Source organism: Rhodococcus sp. ARP2, from assembly GCF_001029585.1.
Classification (GTDB): domain Bacteria; phylum Actinomycetota; class Actinomycetes; order Mycobacteriales; family Mycobacteriaceae; genus Rhodococcus_F; species Rhodococcus_F erythropolis.
Map to the genome: position 1 here is coordinate 33708 of NZ_LEKE01000118.1, position 15683 is coordinate 49390.

At 62.4% G+C, this 15683-nt stretch carries 12 protein-coding genes; 7 read left to right on the plus strand and 5 right to left on the minus strand.

Features of this window, described 5'->3' with window-relative positions:
- Positions 1-52: 52 nt before the first annotated feature.
- The 3 genes from ABX74_RS28535 to ABX74_RS28545 are packed head-to-tail and all read left to right on the plus strand — an operon-like array spanning position 53 to position 4891.
- Positions 53-1366, plus strand: a complete 1314-nt coding sequence (locus ABX74_RS28535) for an 8-oxoguanine deaminase (RefSeq protein ID WP_262982288.1) — start codon at positions 53-55, stop codon at positions 1364-1366.
- 7 nt (positions 1367-1373) lie between these two features.
- Positions 1374-2183, plus strand: a complete 810-nt coding sequence (locus ABX74_RS28540) for an FAD binding domain-containing protein (protein WP_029537912.1) — start codon at positions 1374-1376, stop codon at positions 2181-2183.
- Positions 2180-4891: a molybdopterin-dependent oxidoreductase gene (locus ABX74_RS28545; RefSeq protein WP_047890258.1), complete on the plus strand. Its 2712-nt coding sequence runs from the start codon at positions 2180-2182 to the stop codon at positions 4889-4891. The genes ABX74_RS28540 and ABX74_RS28545 overlap by 4 nt, the downstream gene beginning before the upstream one ends.
- Here ABX74_RS28545 and lat read toward each other — a convergent pair.
- Positions 4888-6216 (minus strand): L-lysine 6-transaminase, encoded by a 1329-nt coding sequence (gene lat / locus ABX74_RS28550; protein WP_047890259.1) that lies wholly within the window; start codon positions 6214-6216, stop codon positions 4888-4890. The genes ABX74_RS28545 and lat overlap by 4 nt on opposite strands.
- Before the next feature lie 66 nt (positions 6217-6282).
- Positions 6283-6747, minus strand: a complete 465-nt coding sequence (locus tag ABX74_RS28555) for an Lrp/AsnC family transcriptional regulator (RefSeq protein ID WP_019747732.1) — start codon at positions 6745-6747, stop codon at positions 6283-6285.
- 30 nt (positions 6748-6777) lie between these two features.
- On the opposite strand from ABX74_RS28555, the gene ABX74_RS30990 reads away from it, so the two are divergent.
- Positions 6778-9612, plus strand: a complete 2835-nt coding sequence (locus ABX74_RS30990) for an aldehyde dehydrogenase family protein (protein WP_411269034.1) — start codon at positions 6778-6780, stop codon at positions 9610-9612.
- Here ABX74_RS30990 and ABX74_RS28570 read toward each other — a convergent pair.
- From ABX74_RS28570 to ABX74_RS28580, 3 genes are read right to left on the minus strand one after another with little or no spacing between them, the layout of a single operon-like run.
- Complete coding sequence (locus tag ABX74_RS28570) at positions 9563-10348, minus strand: alpha/beta fold hydrolase (RefSeq protein ID WP_047890260.1); 786 nt, start codon at positions 10346-10348, stop codon at positions 9563-9565. The two genes, ABX74_RS30990 and ABX74_RS28570, sit on opposite strands and share 50 nt — an antisense overlap.
- Positions 10345-11409, minus strand: coding sequence for an isopenicillin N synthase family dioxygenase (locus tag ABX74_RS28575; RefSeq protein WP_047890261.1), 1065 nt, complete (start codon positions 11407-11409; stop codon positions 10345-10347). The genes ABX74_RS28570 and ABX74_RS28575 overlap by 4 nt, the downstream gene beginning before the upstream one ends.
- On the minus strand, positions 11390-12781 hold the full coding sequence (locus ABX74_RS28580) for a uracil-xanthine permease family protein (RefSeq protein ID WP_019747727.1): 1392 nt from the start codon (positions 12779-12781) through the stop codon (positions 11390-11392). Before ABX74_RS28580 ends, ABX74_RS28575 begins: the two co-directional genes overlap by 20 nt.
- Positions 12782-12915: 134 nt before the next feature.
- On the opposite strand from ABX74_RS28580, the gene ABX74_RS28585 reads away from it, so the two are divergent.
- From ABX74_RS28585 to ABX74_RS28595, 3 genes are read left to right on the plus strand one after another with little or no spacing between them, the layout of a single operon-like run.
- Positions 12916-13479 (plus strand): helix-turn-helix domain-containing protein, encoded by a 564-nt coding sequence (locus tag ABX74_RS28585; protein ID WP_003940980.1) that lies wholly within the window; start codon positions 12916-12918, stop codon positions 13477-13479.
- 57 nt (positions 13480-13536) lie between these two features.
- Positions 13537-14541 carry an acyl-CoA dehydrogenase family protein gene (locus ABX74_RS28590; RefSeq protein WP_020907059.1) on the plus strand — a complete coding sequence of 335 codons (1005 nt, stop codon included), beginning with the start codon at positions 13537-13539 and terminating at the stop codon, positions 14539-14541.
- Positions 14542-14575: 34 nt separating this feature from the next.
- Positions 14576-15667, plus strand: a complete 1092-nt coding sequence (locus ABX74_RS28595; RefSeq protein ID WP_020907058.1) for an N-formylglutamate amidohydrolase — start codon at positions 14576-14578, stop codon at positions 15665-15667.
- Positions 15668-15683 lie beyond the last annotated feature (16 nt).

Here is a 15683-nt window from a genome sequence, read left to right on the forward strand (position 1 = left end):
CGACCCGGCCCTCGGGACCACTCTCGTCGTCGCCAATGCCCATGTGGTCACGATGGACAGCGAGCGTTCCGAGCACCCCGACGGCTACGTCGTGATCTCGGGCAACAAGATTGTCGACGTGGGGGCCGGAAAGGCTCCCGTGTACCCCAATGCGCACGTGATCGACGGCAACGGTTGCCTGATCACGCCCGGTCTGGTGAACACACATCATCATCTCTACCAATGGATCACCCGTGGCCTGGCAGCAGACTCGACGCTCTTCGAGTGGCTGACCACGCTGTACCCCGTCTGGGCGGGTATCGACGCCGACGCCGTCCACGTGGCGGCCACCGGCGGACTCACCTGGTTGGCAAAAACCGGATGTACGACCACCACCGACCACCACTACGTCGTTCCCCGTGACGCCGGCGACGTTTTCGAAGCCGAGATCACCGCCGCTGCGCAGGTTGGCCTTCGATTCCACCCGTGTCGTGGGTCGATGGACCTCGGTCAGAGTTCCGGCGGACTGCCACCGGATCACGTCGTGGAAAGAATCGACGACATCCTGACCGGCACGCAGTCGGTGATCGACCGCTGGCACGATCCGAATGCGGGGTCGATGCTGCAGATCGCGGTAGCTCCCTGCTCACCCTTCTCGGTGACGGAGTCACTGCTCCGAGAGTCCGCGACGCTGGCCCGCGAAAACGGCGTGCGAATGCACACGCATCTCGCCGAGACCCTGGACGAGGAAAGCTTCTGCCGAGAGCTTTTCGGTTGCACGCCGGTCGAATACATGGAACGCGTCGGCTGGGTGGGTGCGGACGTCTGGTACGCACACGCAGTCCATCTCGACGACGCCGGTATCGAGACGATGGCGCGAACCGGAACTGCCGCGGCACACTGTCCGACCTCCAATGCGCGACTGGGGGCCGGTATCGCCCGTGCCGCCGATCTGGTGAAGGGCGGGGTCACCGTGGGGCTCGGTGTGGACGGCGCGGCGAGCAACGAAGCATGCAGTCTGATCGAGGAGTCTCGTCATGCGCTTCTGTTTGCTCGCGCCAAGGGCGGACCGCAGACGATGACGGTGCGAAAAGCCTTGGAATTGGGAACGATCGGCGGCGCACGAGTTCTGGGCCGCGAGGGCGAAATCGGATCGATCGAGGTCGGAAAACTTGCCGACCTGGCGGTGTGGAAACTCGACACCGTCGCGCATGCCGGCATCACCGATCCGGTGGCGGCGCTCGTACTCGGCTCGACGCCCCCGCTGAAGTTACTACTCGTCAACGGGCGAATCGTAGTTGCCGACGGACGAGTCACCACCGTCGACGAGGACGTCGTGGCCTCGGATGTCGCACGCGCACACCGCGACCTACTCGGAAAGGCTTGAGTCAGCGATGGATCTGCACAGCGTCGACGAAGTTCTGGTGCCGCGGACCCGCGCCGAGCTCCCCTGTGCCTCACCCGGTATCGGGTTCATCGGCGGCGGCACCTGGCTGTACTCGGAACCGCAGCCGCACCTGACCACTCTTGTCGACCTTGCGGGCTTCGACTGGAAAGCTGTCGCGGTCGGCGATCTCGGTCTCGAAATCGCGGCCACCTGCACCATCGAGGAACTGTGCCGCGCCGATCTTCCCACCTCATGGTCCGCCGCAGCGCTGTTCCAACACTGCGCCGACGCACTGCTCGCATCGTGGAAGGTGTTGCGATACGCGACCGTCGGCGGCAACATCGCGCTCTCCTTCCCGGCCGGAGCGATGACGACTCTGTGCACCGCTCTCGATGCCGAACTGACGATCTGGCGTCCGGACGGTACCGAATACTCAGTCCCCGTAGTCGATTTCGTCATCGACGATTCTCGCAACGTGCTCGGCCCCGGCGAGATCATCCGCAGTATCCGGATTCCCGTGCATGCACTGACCGCACGTACCGCGATGCGAAAGCTGGCACAGACGTCACTCGGGCGATCGGCCGTAGCCGTTGCCGGACGCTGCGGTGCCGACGGTTTCACACTGGCGATCACCGCCGCGACCCGCCGTCCGTACGCTCTGAAATTCGACGAACTCCCCGACGCCGCTGCACTTGCGGATGCGTTGCACAGCAGGATTCCGGAAGACGCCTACTTCACCGATGTCCATGGAACTGCGCCGTGGCGGAAGGCGATGACTGACCTTCTCGCCGAAGAAATCCGAGGTGAACTGGAATGAAGTACTCGGTGGACGGAGTTCCCCGCGACGACCAGCCCCGCCCTGGACAGTGCCTGCGAACCTTCCTCCGCGAGCACGGAGCGAACTCCGTCAAGAAGGGGTGCGATGCCGGAGACTGCGGCGCCTGCTCGGTTCTGGTCGACGGACACCCCACCCATTCGTGCATATTTCCCGCCCACCGCCTCGGCGGCCGCGACGTCGTCACCGCCGCCGGCCTCGGAACACCGGAGAAACTTCACCCCATTCAACAGGCATTCGTGGACGCCGGTGGATTCCAATGTGGTTTCTGTACAGCGGGAATGGTAGTCACCGCATCAGCGCTGTCGGTCGAACAAAAATCCGATCTCGCGTGCTCGATGAAAGGTAACCTGTGCCGTTGCACCGGTTATCGGTCCATTCGTGACGCCCTCGCGGGTACATCCAATACCGAGACCGCCAAAATAGGCGGGGCACAAGGGCGTTCCATCGCAGCCCCGGCGTCCGTACGCATCGTCACGGGGACCGAGCAGTACACCATGGACTTCTCCCCGGGTGAGAAGCCGATCGGTCTGCTTCACGTCGCAGTACTCGGCAGTCCGCACGCACACGCACACATAACCCGGATAGACACGGCAGCGGCGGAAGCGGCGCCGGGCGTCGCCGCGGTCCTCACCTTTCAGGACAGTCCGGACGTGCTGTTCTCGACCGCCCGGCACGAGGACCGCAACGACGATCCGGACGACACGCGGGTGTTCGACAGGACCGTCCGTTTCCGCGGCCAGCGCGTCGCCGCGGTCATCGCCGAAACCCCGACGCAGGCGGAACGTGCACTCTCGCTGATCGAAGTCGACTACGAGGTACTCGACGCGGTATTCGAACCAGATCTGGCGCGTTCCCCCGGCGCTCCGCTCCTGCACGGCGACAAAGACGAGAGCTCGCGGATCGCAGAAGTCCCTCGCAACGTGGTTGCCGCGCTTCACGATGGTGTCGGCGATCTGGACCGTGCGCTCGCGGATGCCACCGCAGTCGTCGAAGGTACGTGGAAAACTGCGCGAGTCCAGCACGTGGCCTTGGAAACTCACGGCGCAGCGGGGTGGCTCGACGAGGACGGCCGTCTCGTCATCAGAAGCAGCACACAGGTGCCGTTTCTGGTTCGGGACGAATTGGCGCACATCTTCGATCTCGATCGCAGCCGAATCCGGGTGTTCGCCAAGCGGGTAGGTGGAGGCTTCGGCGGGAAGCAGGAACTACTCACCGAAGATCTCGTCGCACTCGCCGTCCTGCGAACGGGTAAGCCCGTTGCTTACGAGTTCAGCCGCAGCGATCAGTTCACCATCGCACCGTCACGGCACCCGATGCGAGTTTCGGTTCGCGCCGGCGCCGATGCCGACGGAACTCTCACTGCACTGGCCATCGACGTCCTTTCCGACGCCGGGGCGTACGGGAACCATTCGATCGGAGTCATGTTCCACGGTTGCGCCGAATCCATGGCGGTCTATCGCGCTGCAACCAAACGCGTCGACGCCGAAGCGGTCTACACGAACAACGTTCCGTCCGGCGCCTTCCGTGGTTACGGGCTCGGCCAGATCATCTTCGCCGTCGAGTCGGCCATGGATCAGCTCGCTGATCGTCTCGGCATGGACCCCTTCGAGTTTCGGCGGCGAAACGTCGTCGTACCCGGAGACGATTTTGTCGACTGGCACGTCGAGGACGGTGATCTCGAATTCGGCAGCTACGGACTGGACCAGTGCATCGACCTCGTCGACAGTGCACTGTCGAGCGGACGCGGCGAGGCTGCACCGGCAGGGTCGCGTTGGCAGATCGGTCGGGGCATGGCAATTGCCATGATCGCGACGATCCCGCCGCGTGGTCACTTCTCCGACACCACCGTCGCACTCGAGGCCGACGGTCGGTACGTTGTGAACATCGGCACCGCTGAGTTCGGCAACGGAACCACCACGATTCACCAACAGATCGCGGCCACCGAATTGCGGACGACAGTCGATCGCATCACGATTGTTCAATCCGACACCGATGCCGGCGGATACGACACCGGAGCATTCGGGTCGACGGGAACGGTGGTCGCCGGCAAGGCGCTCCTGATCGCCTGCGAGCGCCTTCGCGAGCGAATACTGACCCGTGCGGTGCGATTGAGTGGCCGCGGCGCGCAGATCGACGATCTTTCGCCGGACGGGGTCGAAACGTCCCACGGTTGCCTCGATTTCGCGACGCTACTCGAAGGTGGCCCGCTCGCCGCTGACGGTCGCCACGACGGAACACCGCGCTCGGTCTCGTTCAACGTTCACGGTTTTCGCGTTGCCGTCGACACGGATACCGGCCGGGTGAAGATCCTGCAGTCGGTTCAGGCCGCCGATGCCGGCACCGTCATGAACCCGGCACAACTGCGAGGGCAGGTGGAAGGCGGTGTCGGACAGGCCCTCGGCGCTGCACTGTCGGAGGAAATCGTCATCGAAGAAGGCCGAGTGATCAATCCTCAGCTACGCAATTACCACGTTCCACAGATCGGAGATTTGCCGATCACCGAAGTACTGTTTGCCGACACGTACGACAAACTCGGGCCTTTCGGCGCAAAATCGATGAGTGAGGCCCCCTTCAATCCCGTAGCACCGGCGTTGGCAAACGCGATAGCCAACGCGTGTGGAGTGCGTATGCACTCCACACCGATGACACCGGATCGAGTGTGGAGCGAACTCCAGGCCAGAGCCTAGACTTCGCGCTCGAGCACTCGCTCGACTGCGTCGACCGCGTCGTCCAACTCACCGGTGGTCACCGTCAGCGCGGGACGGAATCTGATTCCTCTCTTCCCGGTTGGCAGTATCATCACATGCTCGTCTTCTCGCAGTCGCTGGACGACGCGATCACGAAGGTCACTGTCCGCCAACGTAATCGCGCACATCAGACCACGACCGCGCGGCTCGGTCGCCGCCGCGTAGCGCCCGCAGACTTCGGTCAACCGGGCAAGGAGATGCGCACCCGTGAATCGCGCGCGGTCGATCAGTCGGTCCTGCTCGATGACTTCGAGTATCCGCCGGGCGCGCACCATGTCGGTGAGGTTGCCACCCCACGTCGAATTGATCCGGGAACTGACGTGAAACACATTGTCGCGCACTTCATCCACTCGACCGCCTGCCATGATGCCGCACACCTGCGTTTTCTTACCGAAGGCAACCACATCCGGATGCAATCCCAATTGCTGATAGGCCCAAGCGGTTCCGGTGATTCCGCATCCCGTTTGCACCTCGTCGAGAATGAAGAGGGCGTCATTCTCACGACACAGCTCTTGCATCGCCTGCAGGAATTCCGGCCTGAGGTGATGGTCACCGCCTTCGCCTTGGATCGGCTCGGCGATGAAACAGGCTATATCGTCGGGGTTGTCGGAAAACGCTCGGTGCGCTTGCTCGAGAGCTTGCCTCTCCGCAGCTTCGACATCGCGACCGTCTGCGAGATACGGCGAGTCGATCCGGGGCCAGTCGAACTTGGGGAATCTCGCGACCTTGCCCGGTTCGGTATTGGTGAGCGACATCGTGTATCCGCTACGACCGTGGAAGGCCTCGGTCAAATGCAGGACCTTCGTCCCCAGATCGCTTGACAATCCACGGCTTTCGTTCAACCGACTCTTCCAGTCGAAGGCAACCTTGAGCGCATTTTCCACCGCAAGTGCCCCACCGTCCACGAAGAACAAGTGTGGGAGCGCCGAATCCCCCAGGACCCGAGCGAAAGCCGCAACGAAGCGCGCCATAGGCTCGGTGTAGATGTCGGAATTACTCGGCTTGTTGGAGGCGACAACGGCCAATTCCTGCTGGAATTCCTCGTCGTCGGCGATCGCGGGGTGATTCATCCCCAGGGCGGAAGAGCCGAAGAAACCGAACATGTCCAGAAACTCGGTGCCGTCTCGCAGGTCGCGGAGATACGAACCCTGCGACCTTTGCACATCGAGAATCAGATCGAATCCGTCGACGAGAATGCTGGCCTTCAGCACCTCGTAGACCGGAAAGAGCGCACTGTCACCGAAGTCTCGCATCGCAGTACTCATACTGCGAAGATTATGTCAATTTTACGAAAGTGTCGATAGGAAGCCGTAAAAGTTACGGAACACCCGTCATTCGTCGTAAAAAGTTTGTAGGATGATGGTGCTTCGCGTGTTGACGTTGGCTGCCGTACGGATCTCCTGCAGCAATCGTTCCAACGCCCGAGGTGACGCCACCCGGACCAGGAGGACGTAGCTTTCGCTCCCGGCCACGGAGTGACACGAGACGACGGCCGGTAGATGACGCAAGCGAGCAGGCGCATCGTCGGGCTGCGAAGGATCGAGAGGAGTGATGGCGACAAATGCGGACAGATTATGACCGAGTGCCTCCGGATCGATCTTCGCCGAGTAGCCACGGATCACCTTGCGAGACTCCAATCGACGCACTCTCGACTGGACTGCAGAGATCGAGAGTCCGGCCTTCTCAGCAAGACTCGCGAGAGTGGCACGGCCGTCCAAGACCAATTCACGCATCAAAAGTCGATCGGTTTCGTCGACCGGAACCCCGGCAGCGTCACTGGTTTCTGTTTCTCGCACCTGCGCAGGCTAACGCAATCGGACATTCGTATGGTTGAAACCTGGGAGCTACGTGCACGGTTCGCAGCGGCCCTCGCCAAGATGTATGGGGACGAGGTCCCCGCTTACAACACCTTGGTAGATGTAACGATGCAGGTGAACCGTGATTTTGCCGCCGAGCATCCGGATTCGGCGGAGCGCCTGGGCAGCCTGGCGAGAGTCAGCGCCGAGCGTCACGGCGCCATCAGACTGGGGACTCTCGACGAACTACGTGACGTAGCCACCGTCTTCGGCGGATTCGGTATGTTTCCGGTCGGCTACTACGACCTCCGGCTCACCGACTCCCCCATTCCCGTTGTCTCGACGGCGTTTCGCCCCACCGAACCTGCCGAACTCGCCCGGAACCCGTTTCGTGTTTTCACTTCGGTACTGACCGGCTCCGATTCCAGGTTCTTCGACACCGACCTCGAGCGTCGGATCACCGGGTTCCTGCGTCGCCGCACCCTGTTCTCTCCAGAACTTCTGCAGTGGGCACGGCAAGCGAACCGCGAGTGCGGCCTACCGGAGCCCGAGGCGACACAATTCGTCGAAGCGGCGACCTCGGCGTTTCGGCTCGGCACCGATCCCATCGACGCCGGTTGGTATCGCGAACTTGCCGCGATCTCACCTGTCGCCGCAGACATCGCCTGCCAGGGCTCGACACATGTCAACCACCTCACCCCGCGAGTGCTCGACATCGACGAGTTGTACCGCCGAATGACCGAGCGCGGCATCATCATGATCGACCGCATCCAAGGCCCACCGAGATGGAATGGACCGCCACTGCTTCTGCGGCAGACGTCGTTTCGCGCACTGGCCGAAGACAGACGTTTTCGGCGGCCGGACGGATCGGTCACCACAGAACCTGTCCGCGTCAGATTCGGCGAGGTGGAGGCACGCGGAATCGCGTTGACCCCCAGCGGGCGTGCGATCTACGACCGACTGATCGCAAGGCCCGCGGACGCCGACTGGGACAGCGAATTTCCGCACAGCGAGGACGGACTCGACGACGCGGGGTTGGCGTACTTCACGTACCGAAACGAAGGAACTGTTGTCGTCCGCGACCCGATCGTCTACGAGGACTTCCTACCGGCATCCGCGGCCGGGATCTTCGCGTCCAATCTCGATTCCGTGACCGGATTCGTTTCCGATGCGCCCGGCGCCGAATACGGGCAGGATCGATTGGAGGGCGCCATCGACCGCACCATCGAAGATCCGTTCGAGCTGTACCGCGCACAACAAGAGGCATCACGTGCCCTGCTTTCTCCCGCCAACAACCACTCCCGCCTACAAACACTTCCGCCTTCAAACACTTCCGCCTTCAAACACAGAGGACTCCCCGTGAACCTGCCTGATCCTTCGAGCCTCGCCGATCGCGCCGAGAGAGCCCTCGCTGCCTGCGGTGTCGAGTGGCCCGCCGGTGATCTGAGCGCACACACGCCGATCACCGGCACACAGCTGCGTACGGTCCGGCAGCACTCCGGCCGAGAGGTCGACGACGCCGTCGAGGCGGCTCATCGAGCGTTCCTCACCTGGCGCACCGTCCCCGCTCCGGCGCGCGGCGCGGTGGTGCGGCGGCTGGGCAGCCTACTTACCGAGCACAAGGAGGATCTCGCGGAGATCGTGACGCTGGAGGCAGGCAAGGTCACCTCGGAAGCTCTCGGCGAGGTACAGGAGATGATCGACATCTGCGAGTTCGCGGTCGGTCTCTCCAGGCAGCTCTACGGGCGCACCATGCCGTCCGAACGTCCCGGCCACCGGTTGTCGGAAACGTGGCACCCGCTCGGCGTTGTCGGGGTCATCTCTGCGTTCAACTTTCCGGTAGCGGTGTGGTCGTGGAATACCGCCATTGCTCTGGTCTGCGGCGACTCCGTCGTCTGGAAGCCTTCGGAAACCACTCCGTTGACCGCTCTGGCATGTCATGCGCTCCTGCGACGTGCGCTCGCGGATTGTGAAGCACCGATCGACGTGCACCAGTTGGTCGTCGGCGGACGTGACGTCGGTGAGGCGCTGGTGGACAACCCACTCGTGGCCTTGGTCAGCGCCACGGGTTCCGTGCGGATGGGCCGCGCCGTGGCTCCGCGGGTCGCCGCGCGCTTCGGACGAAGTCTTCTGGAGTTGGGTGGGAACAACGCCGCAGTCGTCACGCCGTCGGCGGATCTCGAGCTTGCCGTGCGCGGAATTGTCTTCTCCGCCGCGGGAACTGCCGGGCAGCGCTGCACCTCACTGCGCCGACTCATCGTTCACGAGTCGATCGCCGACAACGTCGTCGACCGCATTGCGTCCGCGTACGCGCAACTCCAGGTCGGTAGTCCCTTCGATTCCGGTGTTCTGGTCGGACCGCTGATCAACGAAGCCGCGTACGAGGCAATGCAGAAGTCCCTCTCGGCCGCGCGCGGCGACGGCGGAACCGTGGTGTGTGGCGGTGATCGCGTCGGCGAATCCGGGTTCTACGTGACACCTGCTCTCGTTCGCATGCCCGCACAGACCGAGGTGGTACGGGCGGAAACATTTGCACCCATCCTCTATGTCTTGACCTACACCGACTTCGACGACGCTATTGCGCTGCACAACGGTGTACCTCAAGGACTTTCATCCTCGATCTTCACACTCGATCAGCGAGAAGCAGAGCGCTTCCTCGCCGCCGACGGCTCCGATTGCGGCATCGCGAACGTGAACATCGGAACGTCCGGTGCGGAGATCGGCGGCGCATTCGGCGGCGAGAAGGAGACTGGCGGCGGACGCGAATCGGGTTCGGATTCATGGAAGGCCTACATGCGCCGAGCCACCAATACCGTCAACTACTCGGACCAGTTGCCGCTGGCTCAAGGCGTCGAGTTCGGCTGAATGCGTTCTGGGCAAAATCGGCGATCGCTTCGATCAACTCCGGGAGCGCCGACAATTGCGGGGCGTGGTCGGTGTCCAGGCTGACCACCTGGGCACCGGGAACAAGTTTCTGCATGGCACGCTGAGCTTCGATCGGCACGGTTCGATCGAGCGTGCATTCGACATACAAACGCGGGACGGTTCCGAATCGTTCTTCCGTCCAGACGGGTGCCATCAGGCGGGCCGACTCCAGTTGTGGAACGAGCATGCGCGCGGCGAAGATCGCATCAGCCACCGGCGCTTCGTGGAAGAACACAGCGGCACCGGCTTCGGTCGGAACCACCGTCGCATTCCCGTCGTCCACGGGGACCAACCAACGTGAGATCCCGACCGGACTTGCCAGACCGACTTCGATGCAGAGCATCCCGAAGTCCATCTGCGATGGAAGCATCATCCCCGCGACGTACACAAGACCCGCTACCCGCGACGGCAGTAACTCAGCCACCTGTGAGGCCACGATGCCTCCGCCGGAGTGACCGACGAGGGTGCACTGCCCGTCCAGGGACTCGACTACTGCCACAACATGTTCGGCAACTGCGTCGAGATCGATCACGTCGTCGGGGTTCCAACTTCCCGAGCCTGGAAGCTCCACCACAACGGGATTGAAGCCGGCCGATTTCAGTGGGCCACACACACGATCCCAGACCCAACCGCCGGCCCACGCTCCGTGGATGAGGACGATGTTCCGTGCACTCACTGCTTGATCTCGAGCTCTGCAGCCGAAAGTACCCGAGCCGCCTCACGACCTGCGGCGGCGTTGGACTTTCCCTGCCTCGACCCGGCCAATTTGGCCTTGATGTGATCGCGAACGGTAATGGATTCGTACTCCAAGCCGGAGTCGTCCTGAAAACTCGGCAGAGTCGCAATCACCGCGTCGACGTTTCCGTCGTGGAAGAAGGCCGCCGATCGCCGACGCTTGATGGTGCCGTTCACCACCGGAGGCGCAACTCGGTGCAGCGTGGACATCCACCTGTCGTTGGTCAGTCGCGCGGTGAGATCCCCGAGATTGACCAGTAGCGCGCCGTCGACCGGCCAGACATCGTGCCAGCGTCGGTCACTCCCGAGTACTTGCAAACCTTCGACCTGATCCGCCCACAGCACGGTGACCAGCCCGAAATCGGTATGTTCGCCCATACCCTTCAACTCACCGTCCAATGTCACCGTCCCTTCGGGTAATGCGTAGTTGTTCATCCGCAGTACGTCGATGGAATGATCGGTGATCGACTCGAAGAATCCCGGGGTCAGACCGAGCGCATCTTCGAAAATGGTGGTCAGTGTGCGTGCCACCCGCTCGCCATGGGCGTAGTAATTCTCCACTCGTTCCGTGAAACCTGGCACTGCGGGCCACAGATTGATTCCGTAATCATCCTCCGACAGTTCGAGTTCGGTGAATGATCTGGCTTCGGTTCCGACGTTGAAGGCCTCGAAGAAGTCATTCATCCGAGTCGCGGATTCGACGCCGAGGCTCAAGCTCAGCGACTCGCTCTTCGGCGGGCTGTATCCACGATTCGCGCCCTCGATTCGGTAGCCCGACTTCGTCTCCATCGGCAGTCCGAAGAAGTCGTCCATGGCTTCGGCGAGGCCGGAAGAAACATCGGTCGGAACACCGTGGCCCCGAATCTGGATGAAACCGACAGTCCGACAGGCATGGTCGACTTCGGCGGCTACTCGCGCCTTGTCCTGGTCGGCACCACCGAGCACGTAGGGCGAGATGTCGATGACGGGAACTTCGAAGGGATCATACTGGGACGATGGCACTGGCGTCTCCTGCAGAGCTGGTAGCGGGTTCAGTTTGTGCAGTGGGGTGGAGGCTCTCTCGCGATCGCCTCGCGAGTTCACCGAGTCGGGTGTGATTGAACAGCAGATTGAGTGAAAAGGCAGAGGCCGCAGCCAAGGTGATGCCGCTACCGAGGAGGATCTGAGCCGAGGAGGGGAATCGCTCGAACATCCCCTCCGCAAATTCCGGCAGAATACCGATCCCCACCGATACGGCGGCGATCGTGGTGTTGATCGGGTCACTGAGATCGACCTTGCGCAGTGTGTTGATTCCGACCACGGCGACAGTGGAGAACAAGATGATTCCGACGCCGCCGACCACCGGGTCAGGCAGGGCTGCAACCACTTCACCCATTCGCGGGATGAGGCCGAGAACGATCAGAATGGCACCGCTGGTAGCGGTCACGTACCGGCTGTACACCCGGGTCGTGGCAACGGCGCCGACATTCTGCGAGAAAACGGTGTCGACAAAGGCATTGAAGATTCCGCCCAGAACTCCCGACATGCCGTCGGCCACCAGCCCGCGTGCGAGATCTGCTTTTTTCAAAGGCTTTCCGGTGATCTCGCTGACCGCCAGCATGCTCGCCGTCGATTCTGCGAAGACGACTGCCATGACGATACTCATCGCCACCACGGCGGTGACGGGAAACTCCGGAGCGCCGAAGTGGAACGGCATCGGGAAGCCCACCCAGGCCGAGCCGCCGACGCCACTCAGATCGATCAGACCCATCGGGATGGCGATCACGGTACCGATCACCAGTGCCATCAGTACACCGAGTTGCGTCCACATCCCGCGACCGAGGCAGATGAACGCCACCGCGACCACAACGACTGCGGCAGCCAGCGCCAGGTTCTTCGGATCGGCGAACGACGGGGAGGTCGGGTCGTTTCCGACGATCAGTCCTCCCGCGACACCGATCAACGAGATGCCGATGACTGTGAGGACGACGCCGGTGACCAGGGGTGGGAAGTATCGGACGATTTTGGCGAACGGAACGGCCAACGCTATGCCGACCACGCCACCGACCAGCATGGACCCGTACACGGCCTGCAGGCCGTACTCCTTGGCGATCAGAATCATCGGCGTCAGCCCGGCGAACGTCGCACCGCAGACGATCGGCAGGCGGACACCGGCAACCTTGCCGACGCCCAGGCTCTGAATGATCGTGATGATGCCTGCAACGAGCAAGTCCGCACTGATCAGCATCGCGACCGTGCTGCGGTCCAGCCCGACTGCGGCACCGAAAACCAGCGGAACCGTGATGCAACCGGTGTACATGATGAGGACGTGCTGAAGAGCAAAAGCAGACTGGCGGGCAATGGGGAGCCGCTGGTCGACTGGATGGATGGCCATGCGCCGATCTCCGTCCGAAGCTGGAAGTGTTTCGTGTACGTGACTATTCAGCACGTCGATAATTTCTTACCGTGGTCGAATTTGTTTCGTCTGTGTAATCAAAACTTTCACCAGAGCACTGCTATCTTCGGCACATGGACGACGACCAGAGAGCGATAGCGACCGCAATCGGGGCAGCCGTGCGGACAGCGAGAAAAGAAGCCGGTTTGACGTTGCGTGAGGTTGCCGTGAAGTCAGGGTTGTCGCAGCCATTCCTGAGCCAAACCGAAAACGGGCACGCAGTACCCAGCGTCATGAACCTTCATCGCCTCGCGCAATCGCTCGGCACCACGGCGCACTCACTCTTGGCACAGGGCGAGCGAACTCCGTCCAGCCTCGTCCGCGCCGGCGAGGGGCGAACCTTCGAACTGGCACACGATTCGGTGATCCGATTCTGCTCGACCGGTTCACGGACCATGGAACCCAACGAGATCACGGCAGCACCTCACTCCGAGGCAGGTGAGCACACCGAGCATGCCGGCGAAGAATTCATTCATGTTCTCGAAGGATCTGTCGAGGTCGAGGTCGGGCTGGACGAGCATCACGTTCTTCATGTCGGCGATACCCTCCTCTACACCTCGACCATCCCGCATCGGTGGTTCAATCGCACCGCTGCAGTTGCGAGATTCCTCATCGTGAGTTCACCGCCGTCCTTCTAGATACGCCACCGCTGCAGTTCCACACCACAACCCCGGCTCACGGCTTACCCTGACAGCGTGACCAAGTGGCCGGAACTTGCGCGTGAGATCGCCGATACCGTTCTGTTTCCCGTCGCCGACAGCGTCGACGCCGACGGAGAAATCCCCAGCAGCCATTTCGACGCGCTCGCCGCCGACGGCTTCTACGGCATCGCCGCCCTCGGTGAGGGTGGCCCCAGCAGCGAAGAACTGGTCGAGGTCCTCGAAACCTTGTGCGGCGGTTGCCTCGCGACGACGTTCACCTGGATGCAGCATCACGGCGTCGTCGGAGCCCTGGCAGCGAGTACCAATACGTCTCTGCGCGAACAATACTGGGACGGTCTGGTTTCCGGCACGATTCGCGGTGGGGTTGCCTATGCCGGCGCCATCCCCCGCCCACCGCTCCTGTGGGCGAAGCGGGTGAACGACGGCTACGTCCTCGACGGGATCGCACCCTTCGTCACCGGTTGGGGCATCGTCGATGTTCTCTTGGTGTCGGCGCGCGACGAGTTCGACAATTCCATCGTTCATTCCGTCGTACCGGTGGGCGAGGCCCCGGGTCTGACGATCGAGGAGCTTCCACTGATCGCGGCGCGCGGGAGCAACACCGTCCGAATCGTGTTCGACGCTTTCGAAATTCCCGATACCGACGTCTGTGCTGTCGTCAGCGACGAACAGTTCCAGAGCACCCAACTCCCCGGCTTGTGGCTCAATGGCGCGATGGCCATGGGCATCACCCGCCGCGCCGTGACCGAACTCGCGGATCTGGGAGTCGACGCCGACGCGTTCGAAGAACAAGCCGCCCGGGCGCGCGCCGATCTCGATGCAGCACTGCGCGGCGGCGGCGACATGTCGGCCGCACGCGCCCGCGCATCGGAACTTGCGATACGAGCATCGGCCGCGCTCGTCACTGCGACCGGAAGCCGCGCCCTCGTCGGCAGCAACACCCCCGAGCGGCTCATGCGAGAAGCCACCTTCACTCTTGTCGCGGCTGGTCGACCGGAGATCAAGACAGCTCTCGTGGAACGACTCAGCGGATACTGAGTCTGCACGGTTGCACTCGATTACGCTGGGGCTCATGACCAGTGGAGAACCAGTACTCATCCCGGCCGGAACCGTGTTCACGCCGGAGGACCTGACGTTCTATGCCGATCGCGACTCCCGCAGTCTCGACGACGCCATCGCCGAAGCCGACCTTCTTGTCAGTTGCCCACACTCGGGTTCCGCGATTCCAGCAGAACTCTCACGTTTTCTCGCACCCGAGTTCACACAGCGGCTGCAATTCGACTTCACCGACATGTCCACCAGTCCCATCGTGCGCCGTTGGGCCGAAATAGATTCGCGCATCGTGTACGTGGAGAATCCGCACCCTCGCATGATTCGCGATCCCAACCGTGCGAAGCCCGAAAACCTGGAAGCGTCACTGCGCGAAGCCTTCGCCCGCGTCCACAAGGCCGGTGCAGGCAACAAAGCAGACCTCACCGGCGTCGACGCAGTTCGCCCTGTCACGTTCTCGTTCTACCCCCTGTTGCTCGAGCCGACCGACGACGCGGGCTGGAAGAACCTCGCCGAGACCTTCACCGAGACAGCCGAACACGGTTTGGGTGTCTACGAAAGAACTCGCGACGCACTGATCGAAGGCATGGTGGAGAAGAGCTTCGAACTCGGTCGATCGTTCACGACGTTGTCGTTCCACGACACGATGAACCACACCACCCGGCGGGACGGCGCCGTCAATGTCGAACGGCCGGAAGCAGATCGACTCCCCGACGTCGTCGCACTCTCCAATCGTGGCGACCACCACGGCAATCGACGCGGCGACAATCCCGTGACGATGGATCCGGAGCTCATTCGCACACTTGCGGTCTCACATCGCAAGGGATTTCAGGTCGACGATCCAGATGCCGTCGCTCTCAATCAGCCGTACCTCGGCAGTTTCGAAATCATCCGAGCCGGAGCCAGATTCGCCGAATTGAGCGCCCGCGCCGCCGAAGCCGGGATCACGTTGAGTGCGGTTCAGGCCGAATTCAAACGAGAATTCCTACTGGGGAACGAACTGGCCGCATACATCATGAAACCCGGCCTCGACTGGCCTACACCCGACGCCGAACGGGTGGACCAGCTCGCCCACGCGTGCAAGGCGAGCTGGGACCACTACCGCAACAGCTGACTCAGCGATATCACTC